The 13729-nt window shown below is 72.0% G+C and carries 11 protein-coding genes, 1 tRNA gene and 1 other RNA gene; 2 read left to right on the top strand and 11 right to left on the bottom strand.

Translation table 11 applies throughout. The features are described from left to right. Nucleotides 1-60: 60 nt before the first annotated feature. From NOCA_RS03035 to ffs, 7 genes are all read right to left on the bottom strand, one after another. Nucleotides 61-1086 (bottom strand): aspartate-semialdehyde dehydrogenase, encoded by a 1026-nt coding sequence (locus NOCA_RS03035; RefSeq protein WP_011753817.1) that lies wholly within the window; start codon nucleotides 1084-1086, stop codon nucleotides 61-63. Nucleotides 1087-1213: 127 nt separating this feature from the next. Continuing rightward, complete coding sequence (locus NOCA_RS03030) at nucleotides 1214-2488, bottom strand: aspartate kinase (RefSeq protein ID WP_011753816.1); 1275 nt, start codon at nucleotides 2486-2488, stop codon at nucleotides 1214-1216. Nucleotides 2489-2540: 52 nt separating this feature from the next. Then, a complete protein-coding gene (locus NOCA_RS03025; protein ID WP_011753815.1) occupies nucleotides 2541-3134 on the bottom strand; it encodes a DUF5063 domain-containing protein in 594 nt (197 codons plus the stop codon). Continuing rightward, entirely contained in the window at nucleotides 3127-3726 is a 600-nt protein-coding gene (gene recR, locus NOCA_RS03020; RefSeq protein ID WP_011753814.1) for a recombination mediator RecR, read from the bottom strand. Before recR ends, NOCA_RS03025 begins: the two co-directional genes overlap by 8 nt. 1 nt (nucleotide 3727) lies before the next feature. Then, a complete protein-coding gene (locus NOCA_RS03015) occupies nucleotides 3728-4102 on the bottom strand; it encodes a YbaB/EbfC family nucleoid-associated protein (protein ID WP_011753813.1) in 375 nt (124 codons plus the stop codon). Nucleotides 4103-4157: 55 nt separating this feature from the next. Further along, nucleotides 4158-6194 carry a DNA polymerase III subunit gamma and tau gene (locus NOCA_RS03010; protein ID WP_011753812.1) on the bottom strand — a complete coding sequence of 679 codons (2037 nt, stop codon included), beginning with the start codon at nucleotides 6192-6194 and terminating at the stop codon, nucleotides 4158-4160. Between the two features lie 205 nt (nucleotides 6195-6399). Continuing rightward, nucleotides 6400-6491: signal recognition particle sRNA small type (ffs, locus tag NOCA_RS26340), an RNA gene on the bottom strand. A gap of 122 nt (nucleotides 6492-6613) precedes the next feature. Between ffs and NOCA_RS03005 the strand changes: the two genes are divergently transcribed. Next, nucleotides 6614-6702: transfer RNA gene (locus NOCA_RS03005), tRNA-Ser, on the top strand. Nucleotides 6703-6944: 242 nt separating this feature from the next. Continuing rightward, nucleotides 6945-8495 carry a molybdopterin-dependent oxidoreductase gene (locus NOCA_RS03000; protein WP_202944654.1) on the top strand — a complete coding sequence of 517 codons (1551 nt, stop codon included), beginning with the start codon at nucleotides 6945-6947 and terminating at the stop codon, nucleotides 8493-8495. An 87-nt stretch (nucleotides 8496-8582) separates the two neighbouring features. Here the strand turns inward: NOCA_RS03000 and NOCA_RS02995 are convergent, their stop codons facing one another. The 4 genes from NOCA_RS02995 to NOCA_RS02980 form a co-directional block, all read right to left on the bottom strand. Then, a complete protein-coding gene (locus tag NOCA_RS02995; RefSeq protein WP_041546089.1) occupies nucleotides 8583-9185 on the bottom strand; it encodes a DUF305 domain-containing protein in 603 nt (200 codons plus the stop codon). 51 nt (nucleotides 9186-9236) lie between these two features. After that, a complete protein-coding gene (locus NOCA_RS02990) occupies nucleotides 9237-11693 on the bottom strand; it encodes a heavy metal translocating P-type ATPase (protein WP_011753809.1) in 2457 nt (818 codons plus the stop codon). Between the two features lie 106 nt (nucleotides 11694-11799). Then, complete coding sequence (locus NOCA_RS02985; protein ID WP_011753808.1) at nucleotides 11800-12891, bottom strand: sensor histidine kinase; 1092 nt, start codon at nucleotides 12889-12891, stop codon at nucleotides 11800-11802. Beyond that, nucleotides 12888-13589, bottom strand: a complete 702-nt coding sequence (locus NOCA_RS02980; protein ID WP_011753807.1) for a response regulator transcription factor — start codon at nucleotides 13587-13589, stop codon at nucleotides 12888-12890. Before NOCA_RS02980 ends, NOCA_RS02985 begins: the two co-directional genes overlap by 4 nt. Between the last annotated feature and the right edge of the window lie 140 nt (nucleotides 13590-13729).

Below are 13729 nucleotides of genomic sequence, written 5' to 3'. Positions count from 1 at the left end.
CGTCGGCTGAGCGGCCGACCTGCCCACCTGGGCCGGACCTGGCAGCCCAACCCCGCAGCCTCAACGAGCGACGAGGAGCTCCGCGATCTGCACGGTGTTCAGCGCGGCGCCCTTGCGCAGGTTGTCGTTGGCGACGAACAGCGCGAGCCCGTGCTCGCCGTCCTGGCGGACCCGGCCGACGTACGAGGGGTCCTTGCCGGCCGCCTGGAGCGGGTTCGGGATGTCGGTGACCTCGACGCCCGGGGCGCCGGCGAGCAGCTCGAGCGCCCGGTCCACGGAGAGCGGCCGCGCGAACTCGACGTTCAGCGACAGCGAGTGGCCGGTGAACACGGGCACCCGGACACAGGTCCCGGAGACCCGCAGGTCGGGGATGCCGAGGATCTTGCGGGACTCGTTGCGGAGCTTCTGCTCCTCGTCGGTCTCGTGCAGCCCGTCGTCGACGATCGAGCCGGCCATCGGCAGCACGTTGTAGGCGATGGTCCGCGCGTACTTCTGCGGTTCGGGGAACGTCACCGCCTCCCCGTCGTACGCCAGCTCCCTCGCCTTGTCGCCCGCGGCGGCGACCTGGGTCGCGAGCTCCTCGACGCCGGCGACGCCGGAGCCGGACACGGCCTGGTACGACGAGGCGATCAGTCGCACCAGCTCCGCCTCGTCGTGCAGCGGCTTGAGGACCGGCATGAACGCCATCGTGGTGCAGTTCGGGTTCGCGATGATGCCGTGTCCGGCCTCGAGCACGGGCCGGGCGGCGTCCGGGTTCACCTCGGCGACCACGAGCGGGATGTCGGGGTCCTTGCGGAACGCGCTGGAGTTGTCGACGACGATCACGCCGGCGTCGACGAACTTCGGCGCGAGATTGCGCGACGTGGTGGCGCCGGCCGAGAACAGGGCGACATCGAGGCCGCTCGGGTCGGCGGTGGCGGCGTCCTCGACGACCACCTCGCGGCCGGCGAACGGCAGCACGGTGCCGGCTGAGCGCGCGGAGGCGAAGAAGCGCACGTCGCCGACCGGGAAGCCCCGCTCCTCGAGGATCTGGCGCATCGCGACGCCGACCTGCCCGGTAGCACCAACGACACCGATGTTCAGCATGACGACTCCTCGTGGGCACGGGGTCCCCGCGGAGTTGTTCGCGGGGGAGCGCAGCGGAGGAGCGAGGAACTCCGCGGGGGGTGCTGTCCGGTAGCACCAACGACGCCGACGTCGATGCGGCGGGCGCTCATCGACCGGTCCCGCCGTACACGACCGCCTCGACCTCTTCGGCGTCGAGGTCGAACGCGGTGTGCGTGGCGCGCACCGCCTCGTCGACCTGGGCCTCGTCGACGATCACCGAGATCCGGATCTCGGAGGTGGAGATCATCTCGATGTTGACGCCCGCCGCGGCGAGTGAGGCGAAGAAGCGCGCGGTGATGCCGGGGTGGGAGCGCATGCCCGCCCCGATCAGCGAGACCTTGCCGATCTGGTCGTCGTAGAGCAGCTTGTCGTAGCCGACCTCGTCCTGGATCCGCGCCAGGGCGCCCATCGCGCTCTGCCCGTCCGCGCGCGGCAGCGTGAAGGAGATGTCGGTCAGGCCGGTGGCCGCCGCGGAGACGTTCTGGACGACCATGTCGAGGTTGACCTCGGTCGCGGCCAGCGCCTCGAAGATCCGGGCCGCCTCGCCGACCTTGTCCGGCACGCCGACCACGGTGATCTTGGCCTCGCTCCGGTCGTGGGCGACGCCGGCGATGATCGCCTGCTCCATCTCGTCCTCTCCTGCCTTGCTGTCCGGGATGACCCAGGTGCCTTCCTTCTGGCTGAAGGAGGAGCGCACATGGATCGGCATGTCGTAACGGCGGGCGTACTCGACGCACCGCAGGTGCAGGATCTTGGCGCCCGAGGCCGCCATCTCCAGCATCTCCTCGGTCGAGACCCGGGCGAGCTTGCGGGCCGCGGGCACGATCCGGGGGTCCGCGGTGAAGACGCCGTCGACGTCGCTGTAGATCTCGCAGACCTCGGCACCGAGCGCGGCGGCGAGCGCGACCGCGGTCGTGTCCGAGGCGCCGCGGCCGAGCGTGGTGACGTCCTTGGTGTCCTGGGAGACGCCCTGGAAGCCGGCGACGATCGCGATGGCGCCGTCCTTGAGGGCCTTCTCGATCCGGCCCGGCGTGATGTCGATGATCTTCGCCTTGCCGTGGGCGGAGTCGGTGATCACGCCCGCCTGCGAGCCGGTGAACGACTTCGCCTCGTGCCCGAGCGCGGCGATGGCCATCGCGACCAGCGCCATCGAGATCCGCTCGCCGGCGGTCAGCAGCATGTCCAGCTCCCGCGGCGGCGGCAGCGGCGTCACCTGCTCGGCGAGATCGCGCAGGTTGTCGGTCTCGTCTCCCATGGCCGAGACGACCACGACGACGTCGTGGCCGGCCTTGCGGGTGTTGACGATCCGCTGGGCCACCCGCTTGATGCCGGCGGCGTCCGCGACCGACGATCCGCCGTACTTCTGGACGACAATGCCCACGGTTGGTCCCTACTGCTCGACTGCTGGCTCGGTGTGCTGCCAGCCGTCGAGTCTACCGAGCGGTGGGCTCGCCACCCTCCAACATCTCATCGGCGAGCGCGAGCTGCTCGTCCTCGCCGGTGAACTCGGCGTCCAGGCGGTCGTGCGCCACGATCGACAACAGCGCGTTGAGAGCGGCGCCCGCGAGGTTGCCCCAGGAGGCGACGTACGAGAACTGCCACCACCACAGCGCCTCGTCGACGTTGCCGAGCCGGTAGTGGCGCAGCCCGTTCTCGAGGTCGGTGGCGATGCTGGTCAGGTCGTCGGAGAGCTGGCTCTCCACCACGTCGGGGACGTAGGGGTCGAACACGAAGCTGTAGGTGTCGACGCTGTCGAGCATCGACGCCAGCCGCAGCCGCATCTCGTCGAGATCGGGCTCCGGCCCGACGTCGGGCTGGTACTCGCCCTCGGGCTTGAAGTCGCGCTGCGCGCCCAGCCGGGCGCCCGCGAGCAGCACCTGGCTGATCTCCAGCAGCAGCAGCGAGATCGCCCGGCCGCCGTCGGCCTCGCGGGCGATGGCCTGCAACGCGATCAGGAAGCTCTCGACCTGGTCGGCGATCTGCTGGGCGAACTCCTCGGTCTCGTGGTCGATCGTGGTCTCAGTCATCTGCTGATCGCCTTCCTGCGAACGCGCGGCCCAGGGTCACCTCGTCGGCGTACTCCAGATCACCGCCTACTGGCAGTCCACTCGCAAGCCGCGTCACGCGCAACTCCAGGGGCTTGAGCATCCGGGTGAGGTAGGTCGCAGTCGCCTCCCCCTCGAGGTTGGGGTCGGTCGCCAGGATCACCTCGGTGATCGTGCCGTCGGCCAGCCGCACCATCAGCTCCCGGATCCGCAGCTGCTCCGGTCCGACCCCGTCGATCGGCGAGATGGCCCCGCCGAGCACGTGGTAGCGGCCGCGGAACTCACGGGTCCGCTCGATGGCGACCACGTCCTTGTACTCCTCGACCACGCACAGCACCGACGGGTCGCGCCGCGGGTCGCGGCAGATCCGGCACTGGTCGTCCTGGGAGACGTTGAAGCAGATGCTGCAGAACTTGACCTTCGCCTTCACCTCGAGCAGCACATCGGCGAGGCGGCGTACGTCGGCGGGGTCGGCCTGCAACAGGTGGAACGCGATCCGCTGCGCGCCCTTGGGACCGACGCCCGGCAGCCGACCGAGCTCGTCGATCAGGTCCTGGACGACGCCCTCGTACAACCTAGAACCCCAGCTGGCCCGGCATGCCGGGCAGCCCCTCGGCGCCGCCGGCCAGCGGGCCGAGGGCCTCGCCCGCGAGCGCGTCGGCCTGGGCCTTGGCGTCCCGGTAGGCCGCGATGATCATGTCACCGAGGTCGGACAGGTCGTCGGGGTCGCTGCCGTCGAAGCCGCCGGCCCTGATCTCCACACCGACCAGCTCGCCGACGCCGTTGACCTTCACGGTCACCGCGCCACCGGCCACGGTGCCGTCCACGACGGTCTCGGTGAGGCGCTCCTGGGCACTCTGCAGCTGCTCCTGCATCTGCTGGGCCTGCTGCAGCAGGGCGTTCATGTCGAACCCTCCGCCACCAAGGGCTTCGAAGGGGTTCTGGCTCATGGGTTCACCTCTGGTGGTCGCTGGGTCGTCACGGGTCGGCACGGGCAGTACGGGCTCACTGGTGGCGGATCTCCTCGATCATCTGCGCGCCGAGCTCGCGCTGGAGCAGCTCGGCGGTGCTCATGCCCTGCTGGTCGGCGTCGAGGTCGTCGGGGTGGGCGTCGGCGTCGGCGGCCGCCCAGTCCGGCCCCTCGGGCCGGGGCTCGTCACCGGCGCGGGTCTGCTGGATCGCCTCCCGAGCGGCCGCGATCGACTCGGGGTCGCTCGTGCGCCGTGGCTGCGGGGCCTCCTCGGCCGGCGGGCCGGCCTCCGGCGCGGGCGCCGGGTCCGCGGCGGGAACCGCCGGGGTGGTCACGACCGGGACATCCGCACGCGCGCCGGGGTCGATGATCGTCTCGATCCGCCAGTCGGCACCGACCACGTCGATGGCGGCCTGGCGCAGCACCTCGTCGCAGCCGCCGTTGACGAAGGAGTCCCGCGCACCCGCGTTGGTGAACCCGAGGGTCAGGGTCTGGCCGTCGACCCCCACGACCTGGCAGTTCTGGGTGAGGTGCATCCAGGCGACCCGCCGGCGCAGCTTCGTGGCGTCGACGATGTCGGGCCAGAGCCGGCGTACGTCGACCAGCGTCAACCCACCCGCGGCTCCCGCGGGAGCGCTCGCCGGTGGCGGCTCGGCCGGTTCGGCCGATGTCTGCTCGGCGACGGGCGGCTCGGCCATGGGCGGCTCGGCGGCCGGCTCCGGCTCAGCCGTGGGCGCGGAGACAGGAGGCGCTTGCGGCGCGGGCGGGGCAGCCGGCGGCGGCGCGGCCACGGGGTCGGGCCGCTCGGCCGCCGGGTCCGGCGCGGCCGGGCGTGCGGGCGGCGGGGTCGGCCGGTCCTGGGCGGGGGGCGCGGGCGCGGCGGCGGTCGGGGTCGGGACGCCGGTGATCGTCAACCGCTTCTCGAGCCGGTCGAGCCGCGCCAGCACCCCGTCCGTGGCGTGGTCGGCCCCCGGCAGCAGGATCCGGGCGCAGAGCAGCTCGAGCAGCAGGCGGGGCGCCGTGGCGCCGCGCATCTCGGTCAGCCCGGTCGCGGCGATGTCGGCGGCCCGGCTCAGCTCGGCGGCGCCGAAGCGGGCGGCCTGGGCCACCAGCCGCTCGCCCTGGTCCTCCGAGACGTCGATCAGCCCGGTCGCGGGCGCGTCGGGCACCGCCGCGACGATCACCAGGTCGCGCAGCCGGCGCAGCAGGTCCTCGGTGAACCGGCGCGGGTCCTGGCCGGTCTCGACGACCTTGTCGACCACGCGGAACACGGCCGCACCGTCACCGGCCGCGAACGCGTCGACGACCTCGTCGAGCAGCGTGTCGGGCGTGTAGCCGAGCAGGCCGGCTGCCAGCTCGTGGGTCACGCCGGCGGGACCGGCGCCACCGAGCAGCTGGTCGAGCACCGACAGGGTGTCGCGCGCCGATCCGCCACCGGCCCGCACGACCAGCGGGAGCGCGGCAGGATCGATGGCCACGCCCTCCTTGGCACACAGCTCGGAGAGGTACGACGAGAGCAGCCGCGGCGGGATCAGCCGGAACGGGTAGTGGTGGGTGCGCGAGCGGATCGTCGGCAGCACCTTGTCCGGCTCGGTGGTCGCGAAGATGAAGCGCAGGTGCGGCGGCGGCTCCTCGACGAGCTTGAGCAGGGCGTTGAAGCCCTGCGTGGTGACCATGTGGGCCTCGTCGATGATGTAGACCTTGTACTTGCTGCGCACCGGCGCGAAGAACGCCTTCTCCCGCAGGTCCCGCGCGTCGTCGACGCCACCGTGCGAGGCGGCGTCGATCTCGATGACGTCGATCGAGCCCGGACCGCCGCGGGCCAGGTCGCGGCAGCTCTCGCACTCGCCGCAGGGGTCGGCCACCGGTGCCTGGTCGCAGTTCAGGGCTCGGGCGAGGATCCGCGCCGAGGTGGTCTTCCCGCAGCCGCGCGGTCCGGAGAACAGGTAGGCGTGGTTGACCCGGTTGTTGGCCAGCGCCACCCGCAGCGGCTCCGTCACGTGGGCCTGCCCGATGACCTCCGCGAAGGTCTCGGGCCGGTAGCGGCGGTACAGCGCGAGGGGTGACTCCACGCATGAACCCTAACCACCGGGTCCGACAGCCGGTAGCGGCGTGGGTGGCCGCCGCGGGGCGGGACGCTCCGATGGGCGGCTGGGCCTCGATACGCCGATCGTTGGTCGAGTGGCGAGCGGCAGCGAGGGCAGGGAGACCCCTCCGAGCTCGATCCGCGACCTCCGTCCTGCTCGGTGCCAGCGCGAGCGCCGGCACCGGGACATGAGAAGGCCCCCCGCGCACCCGGCAGAGCCCACTTGCCCTTGCTGCCTTCCGGCCCTGGGGGATTCGGTGAGGTGCCGCCACGCGGGGGGTTGGCGACGAGTCTAGGTGAGGCCGCGAGACGGCACCAAGACGGCTCCGCACACCCCCGTCGTACCCCGGCTGTCCGCATCGGGCGGATTCGCTCCCTCGACGGCCGCCCGGTACTCTCCTCGGCGGAGGATTCGCCTAGTGGCCTATGGCGCTCGCTTGGAAAGCGGGTTGGGTTAATAGCCCTCAGGGGTTCGAATCCCCTATCCTCCGCCACCCGGACGGCGCCGCTCCCAGAGCGGCGCCGTTCGTCGTCGGGCGAGCGATCCGGTCGAGGGCCTTCCGGGCCGGCGCCCGGCACGTCAACGAGGCCCGCGAGCTGATGCGGGTCTGGGAGGCGGCGCAACTCACACTTCCGGGTCGCCCGGCCAGGTCCGACCGACGCTCGATGTCGCTATGGTCGGGATGCCCCTTCGCACCCGCGGCGTCCGGGCCGCACCGGAGAAACGGAGCGCATGATGATGCACCCGATTCTGCAGGCCGCCACGTCCTCGACGGAGCTCGGCTTCCCGTGGTGGCTGCAGGTGACCCACCTGGTCAACTTCTTGTTCCTGGGTCTGCTGGTCCGGTCCGGCTGGGAGATCCTCGCCTCGCACCCGCGGCTCTACTGGCGCAACGACTGCGGGCCGGACACCGAGTGGCTGAAGTTCACCAAGGACAAGGTTCCCTCGGAGATCGGGGCCTTCACCGCACGTGATGACCAGCGCGACCTGCACCCGCTGATCAGTCTCCCGGGCCGGGCCAAGATCGGCATCGGTCGCGCCTGGCACGGGTTGATCACCACCCTGTGGGTGCTCAACGGGCTCATCTACGTGGTGCTGCTGTTCGGCACCGGCCAGTGGCGACGACTGATCCCGACCTCGTGGAGCGTGTTCCCGGAGGCCTGGGACTCGCTGAAGATCTACGCCGGATTCGGGGTCCCCTCGATCGAGCACTTCCAGCCGTACGACGCCCTGCAGCAGCTGATGTACACGTTCGTGGTGTTCGTGCTGGCGCCGCTGATGATCGTCACCGGTCCGGTGATGTCGCCGGCGGTCGTGGGCCGCTACCCGTGGTACCCGAAGCTCTTCGGCGGCCGCCAGGCCGCGCGCTCGCTGCACTTCCTCGGCATGGCGTTCTTCGTGGTGTTCGCGGTCATGCACGTCGCGCTCGTGCTCCTGGTGCACCGCGAGCACAACCTCGTGCACATGATGATGGGCGAGGAGTACGACGCCGCCCTGGTCGGCCAGGCCGTCACCCGGGTGATCGTCGGGGTCGTCGTGGTGGTCGCGCTGTGGATCGCGGCGTCGTACGTCTCGCTGATCGACGTGCGGAAGAGCCAGCGGGTGCTCTACGGCCTGCAGGCGCCGATCAAGAAGCTCGTGCTGAACCCGATGACCTCGCGGCAGCGGGCCCGGCAGGTGTTCACCGAGGACGACATCTCGCCGTTCCACTGGGTCAACACCCGGCCGCCGGACCTGAGCCAGTCGCCGGAGTGGCTCGCGCTGCGCGACGGCGGCTTCCGCGACTTCCGGCTCGAGGTCGGCGGCCTGGTCCGGGAACCGCGGTCCTTCTCGCTCGACGAGCTCAGGGAGATCGCGGCCCAGGACCAGATCACCATGCACACCTGCATGCAGGGCTGGACCGGCATCGCGAAGTGGTCGGGTATCCCGCTGCGTGAGGTGCTCGCCCAGGTCGAGCCGCTCGAAGGCGCCGACTACGTGATGATCGAGTCCTTCGGGACCGCCCAGCACATGCACGACGGACGGCCGGTGGAGCCCTACTACACCGTGCTCACCAAGGCGATGGCGATGGAGGACGAGACGATCCTCGCCTGGGGCATGAACGGTGCGCCGCTGCCCGAGATGTACGGCGCCCCGCTGCGGCTGCGCACCGAGTCCATGCACGGCTACAAGATGGTCAAGTGGGTCCGTTCGGTGTCCTGGATCCATGACTACAAGGAGGTCGGCGACGGGATGGGCGGCACCCGCGAGGACTCCGGCTACCAGGACATGGACGCCAGGATCTGAGCTGTCGTCGTCCCCGGGCGAAGCTCGGGGACGACGACCCGGACGAGCGGCGGCCGGCCCGCCACCGGTAGGGCCGCGCCGATCCGCTCAGGACAGCATCCGCTGCATGGTCGCGATCTCGCGGTTCTGCGCGGACTCGATCTGCTCGGCGAGGGCGACGGCGTCCGGGTGCAGGCCGTCGCGCTGCTCGGCCCGGGCCATCTCGACGGCACCCTCGTGGTGGTCGATCATCATCGTCAAGAACAGCTGCGCGAACTCGGCGTCAGGGGCCGCCTCGAGCTCGGCCATCTGCTCCGGCGACATCATCCCGGGCATGTCCGGGTCCGTCTCGACGTGACCGCCGTGCGCGTTGGCGTGGTCGCGCACGGTCTCGGGGATCGGTTGGTCCCAGTCGGTCAGCCATCCGGTCATGGTCTCGATCTCCGGCCCCTGGGCGGCCCGGATGCTCTCGGCGAGCCGCTCGACCCGCGGGCCCAGGTCGCGGCCCATGGTCTGGTCGACCATCGCCAGGGCCTGGGCGTGGTGCTGGACCATGTCGGTCGCGAAGGCGACGTCGGCGTCGTTGAACCGCTGGCCGTCGGCCGCGGTGTGGGCGGCCGGCTCGCCGTCGCCGTTCTCCCCGCCACCGCAGGAGCTGAGGACGAGCATCGTCGCGAGCGCGGCGACCAGGGCGGTCAGGGTCTTGCCCATGGGGGAGCCTCTCCGGGAGCGGGCGGGGTGCGGGATCACAGATGTCCGACCCTAGACATGCTCATGCCGGCGCCCCACCTCGGGGAGCCGCAGCCGCTTGAGGAGCAGTGCGTTCACGGCGACCAGGATGCTGGAGCCCGACATCGTCATCGCGGCGACCTCGGGCCGCAGCGTCAGCCCCAACGCCGGCTCGAACACGCCGGCCGCGACGGGCAGCGCGATCGCGTTGTAGCCGATCGCCCAGCCCAGGGACTGCAGCTCCTTGCGGCGGGTGCCCCGGCCGATGGTCAGGGCGGTCGGGACGTCGAGCGGGTCCGAGCGCATCAGCACGACGTCGGCCGTCTCGATCGCCACGTCGGTGCCGGCACCGATCGCGATCCCGACGTCGGCGGCCGCCAGCGCGGGAGCGTCGTTGACGCCGTCCCCCACGTGAGCGACCCGACGGCCCTGGCGCTGCAGCGCCACGACCTGGGCCGCCTTGTCCTCGGGCAGCACCTCCGCGATCACGTCGTCGATCCCCAGCTGGTCGGCGATCCGCCGGGCGGTCGCCTCGTTGTCGCCGGTGAGCATCACGACCTGTACTCCGGCCTCATGCAGTGCCGCGACCGCCGCGGCCGAGGTCGGGCGGACCGCGTCCGCCAGCCCGACGACCGCGCTGGCCGCACCGTCGATCGCCACGAGGATCGCGGTGCGCCCGCCGCTCGCGATCGTCTCCCGCTGCTCGGCCAGGACATCGAGGGCGACGCCCTCGCGGTCCATCAGCCTCCGGTTGCCGACCACCACCCGGTGGCCGTCGACCTCCGCGACGGCGCCGTGCCCGGCGACGTTGGCGAAACCGGTCGCCCGGAGCCTCGGTACGCCGGCGTGGTCGGCGTGCTCGACGACGGCCCGCGCCAGTGGGTGCTCCGACTCCCGCTCGACCGCGCCGACCAGCGCCAGGAGCCGGTGCTCGTCGACGCCCGGGGCGAGGACGACCTCGGTGACCTCCGGCTCACCCCGGGTCAGCGTCCCGGTCTTGTCCATGACCACGGTGTCGAGGCGCGCGGCGGACTCGATCGCGGTCGCGTTCTTGAACAGGATGCCGCGCTTGGCCCCCAGGCCCGACCCGACCATGATCGCCGTCGGTGTCGCCAGCCCGAGCGCGTCGGGGCAGGTGATCACCACGACGGTGATCGCGAAGAGCAGGGCCTCGTCGACCGGTCGCCCGACAGCCAGCCAGGTGAGGAAGGTGCCGACCCCGGCGACCAGGGCGACCAGCACGAGCCAGTAGGCGGCGCGGTCGGCCAGCTTCTGGCCGGGCGCCTTGGAGTTCTGCGCCTCCTGCACCAGGGCGACGATGTGGGCGAGGGCGGTGTCCGCGCCGACCTTGGTCGCCCGGACCCGCAGCGTGCCGGTGGTGTTGACGGTGGCGCCGATGACCGCGTCGCCGGGCCCCTTCGCGACGGGCATCGACTCGCCGGTCACCATCGACTCGTCGACCTCGGACTCGCCCTCCTCGACCAGGCCGTCGGTGGCGATCCTGCTGCCCGGACGGACCAGGAGGAGGTCGCCGATCACGACCTCGGCGGTGGGCACCGTGACGACCTCGCCGTCGCGGAGCACCTCGGCCACCGGCGGAGCCAGGTCGAGGAGGGTGCGGATGGCGTCGTTGGCACCGCCGCGGGCCCGCATCTCGAACCAGTGGCCGAGGAGCACGAAGGTGGTGAGCATCGTGGCCGCCTCGTAGAACACCTCGCCGCCGCCGGTGAGCGTCACGCCGAGCGAGTAGAGCCAGCCGGCACCCACGGCGACCGCGACCAGGACCATCATGTCGAGCGTGCGCGCCCGCAGCGCGCGCCAGGCGCCGTCGAAGAAGATCCAGGCGGAGTAGAGGACGACCGGCAGGGACAGCACCAGCGCGAGCACGTCGTCGCGGAGCCCGAACGGCGTGGCCGCATCGAACCCGAGCATGTCGCGTCCCATCGGCGAGTACAGCGCGATCGGCACCGAGAGCACGAGCGCGACCAGGAAGCGGTTGCGCATGTCCCGGGCCATGTCGGCCATGGACATCCCTGCGTGTCCCCCGTGTGCGTGTCCCCCGTGTGCGTGTCCGCCTTGCGTCGTCGCGTCGTGCGTCATCGCGTCGTGCTCGGGCCGGTGCCCGTCGTGTCCTTCGTGTCCTTCGTGTCCTTCGGTGGGGACCGGCTCGGCCATCGGGTCGCAGACGTGTCGCGGGACTGAGCGACCCGCGCAGTGGTACCCGCACTCACGCACCCAGTCCCGCAGCCGGACCAGATCGGTGCGCCGCGGGTCGTAGGTCACCGTGGCGGTCTGCGCGACCGGGTTGGCCTCGACCGAGAGCACGCCGGGCTGCCGCGACAGGACCGCCTCGGCGACGCTCTTGCTGCTCGCCCAGTGGACGCCCGAGACCTCCAGCACCGCCGTGGTGGTCCCGGCGCCGTGCGGCGCCCCGTGCTGGTGCTCGTGCTGGTGCTCGTGCTCGTGCTCGTGCTGGGCCGACGTGGCCATCGGACACCTCCGGGTCGACGTGAGCTGTCGCGGTGCAGGCGCACCACGATTTCGCACTATACCCCGGGGGGTATATGCCACAACCGGCTCGACGGCGGGAGTGCGGCTACCGGTCCGGCAGCCGCACGGTGAAGGTGGCGCCGCGGCCCCGACCCTCGCTGGTCGCGAAGATCCCCCCGCCGTGCCCCTCGACCAGCGCCTTGGCGATCGCGAGGCCGATGCCGGAGCCGCCGTGCGCGCGGTCGCGAGCGGCGTCGGCGCGGTAGAAGCGGTCGAAGAGGTGCGGCAGGTGTTCGGCGGTCACGCCCTCGCCGGTGTCGGCGACCTGGTACTCGACCCAGGAGTCGATGCGGCGGCAGGACAGCCTCACGGCTCCGCCGGTCGGGGTGTGCCGCAGTGCGTTGTCGAGGAGGTTGCCGAGGACCTGGCCGATCCGCTCGGGGTCGACCTCGAGCCGGCCGGCGTCCTCGAGTTCGCGGTGCAGCCGGACGCCCTTGGCGTCGAACCGGTCCTGCACGAGGTCGGCCGCGGTCCGTGCCAGGTCCAGTGCTGCGACCCGCCGCTTCTCGATCTGCAGGCTGCCCTCCTCCGCGGTCGACACGGCGGCGACGTCCTCGGCCAACCGGCGCATCCGGCTGGTGGCCGATCCGATGACGGCGAGGGTGTCGGCATCGAGGGGGCGGACCCCGTCCTCCACCGCTTCGAGGTGCGCCTCGATCGTGGCCAGCGGCGTACGCATCTCGTGCGCCAGGTCGGCCAGCATCCGCCGCCGGGTCGTCTCGGTGGCTTCCAGCCGCGACGCCAGCCGGTTGTAGGAGGTGGCGAGCGTGGAGAACTCCCCGCCCAGGCCGGGATCGCGCACCCGGGCGCCGTACTCCCCGGCAGCGATCTGCGCGGCGGCGTCAGCCACGTTGCCGATCGAGCGTTGCACCCGCCGGCTGAAGTACCAGGAGACGGCCAGGGCGGCCAGCACCGAGGCGACCAGGGCGAGGGCGATCGAGATGAGCAGCGCGGACGCGAAGGCGTCCTCGACGTGCTCGGTCTCCGACGCGGTGTGCGCCACCCCGGCCTGCTCGAGGTGGTCGTGGAAGATGCCGGGGCCGACCACCGACGCCACCAGCCAGGTGGTGAGCGCCCCGGCCAGCAGCACCAGGGCCTGGGCGACGAGCAGCCGCGCTGCGAACCGCGGCCGGGTCATGCCCCCCGCCCCATCCGGTAGCCGATTCCCCGGACCGTCCGGACGTACCTGCCCTCGGCCGCGGAGTCGCCGAGCTTGTGCCGCAGGTGGCCGACGTGGACGTCGACGAGGTGCTCGTCGCCGACCCAAGCGGGTCCCCAGACCGCGTCGATCAGCTGGCGACGGCTGAAGGCCATGCCCGGCCGCTGGGCCAGGGTCGCAAGCAGGTCGAACTCGGTGCGGGTGAGCGGGACCGCGCGGTCCTCGAGCCACACGTCGCGCCCGGCCAGCTCGATGGTCAGGTCCCCGAACGAGAGGGCCTCCCCGGCGTCGGCATCCATGTGGCCGAGCGGCCGCGGACGCCGGAGCATCGCCTGGACGCGAGCGACCAGCTCCCGCGGGCTGAACGGCTTCGTCAGGTAGTCGTCGGCGCCGACCGACAGACCGATCAGCGTGTCGACCTCGTCGCTGCGGGCGGTGAGCATCACGACGTACCCATCGGAGAACGTCCGCAGGCGGCGGCACACCTCCACACCGTCGAGGCCCGGCAGACCCAGGTCGAGGACCACCACGTCCGGGTCGACCTCGCGCGAGCGCGCCACCGCCTCGAGACCGTCGTGGACGATCGTGACCGCGAACCCGTCGCGCTCGAGGTAGCTGCCGACCAGCCGTGCCAGCTCCGGCTCGTCCTCGACCACCAGGGCGCGCCGACCCGACATGGGCCCGGTGGGCTCCTCCGCGCGCAGCAGGCGGCCCGGACCGCCCGGCGTCCCTGGGGTGCCCTGATCGCCCATGTCGCCATGGTGCCAGCCCGCGGGCCGGAGCGCGGCGCTCGCTCCGGCCCGAGCGGCATCTTCAG

It is taken from the genome of Nocardioides sp. JS614 (assembly GCF_000015265.1).
Lineage (GTDB): Bacteria > Actinomycetota > Actinomycetes > Propionibacteriales > Nocardioidaceae > Nocardioides.
Note: the sequence above shows the minus strand (reverse complement) of the source record. Positions and strands in the feature narration are given on the sequence as shown.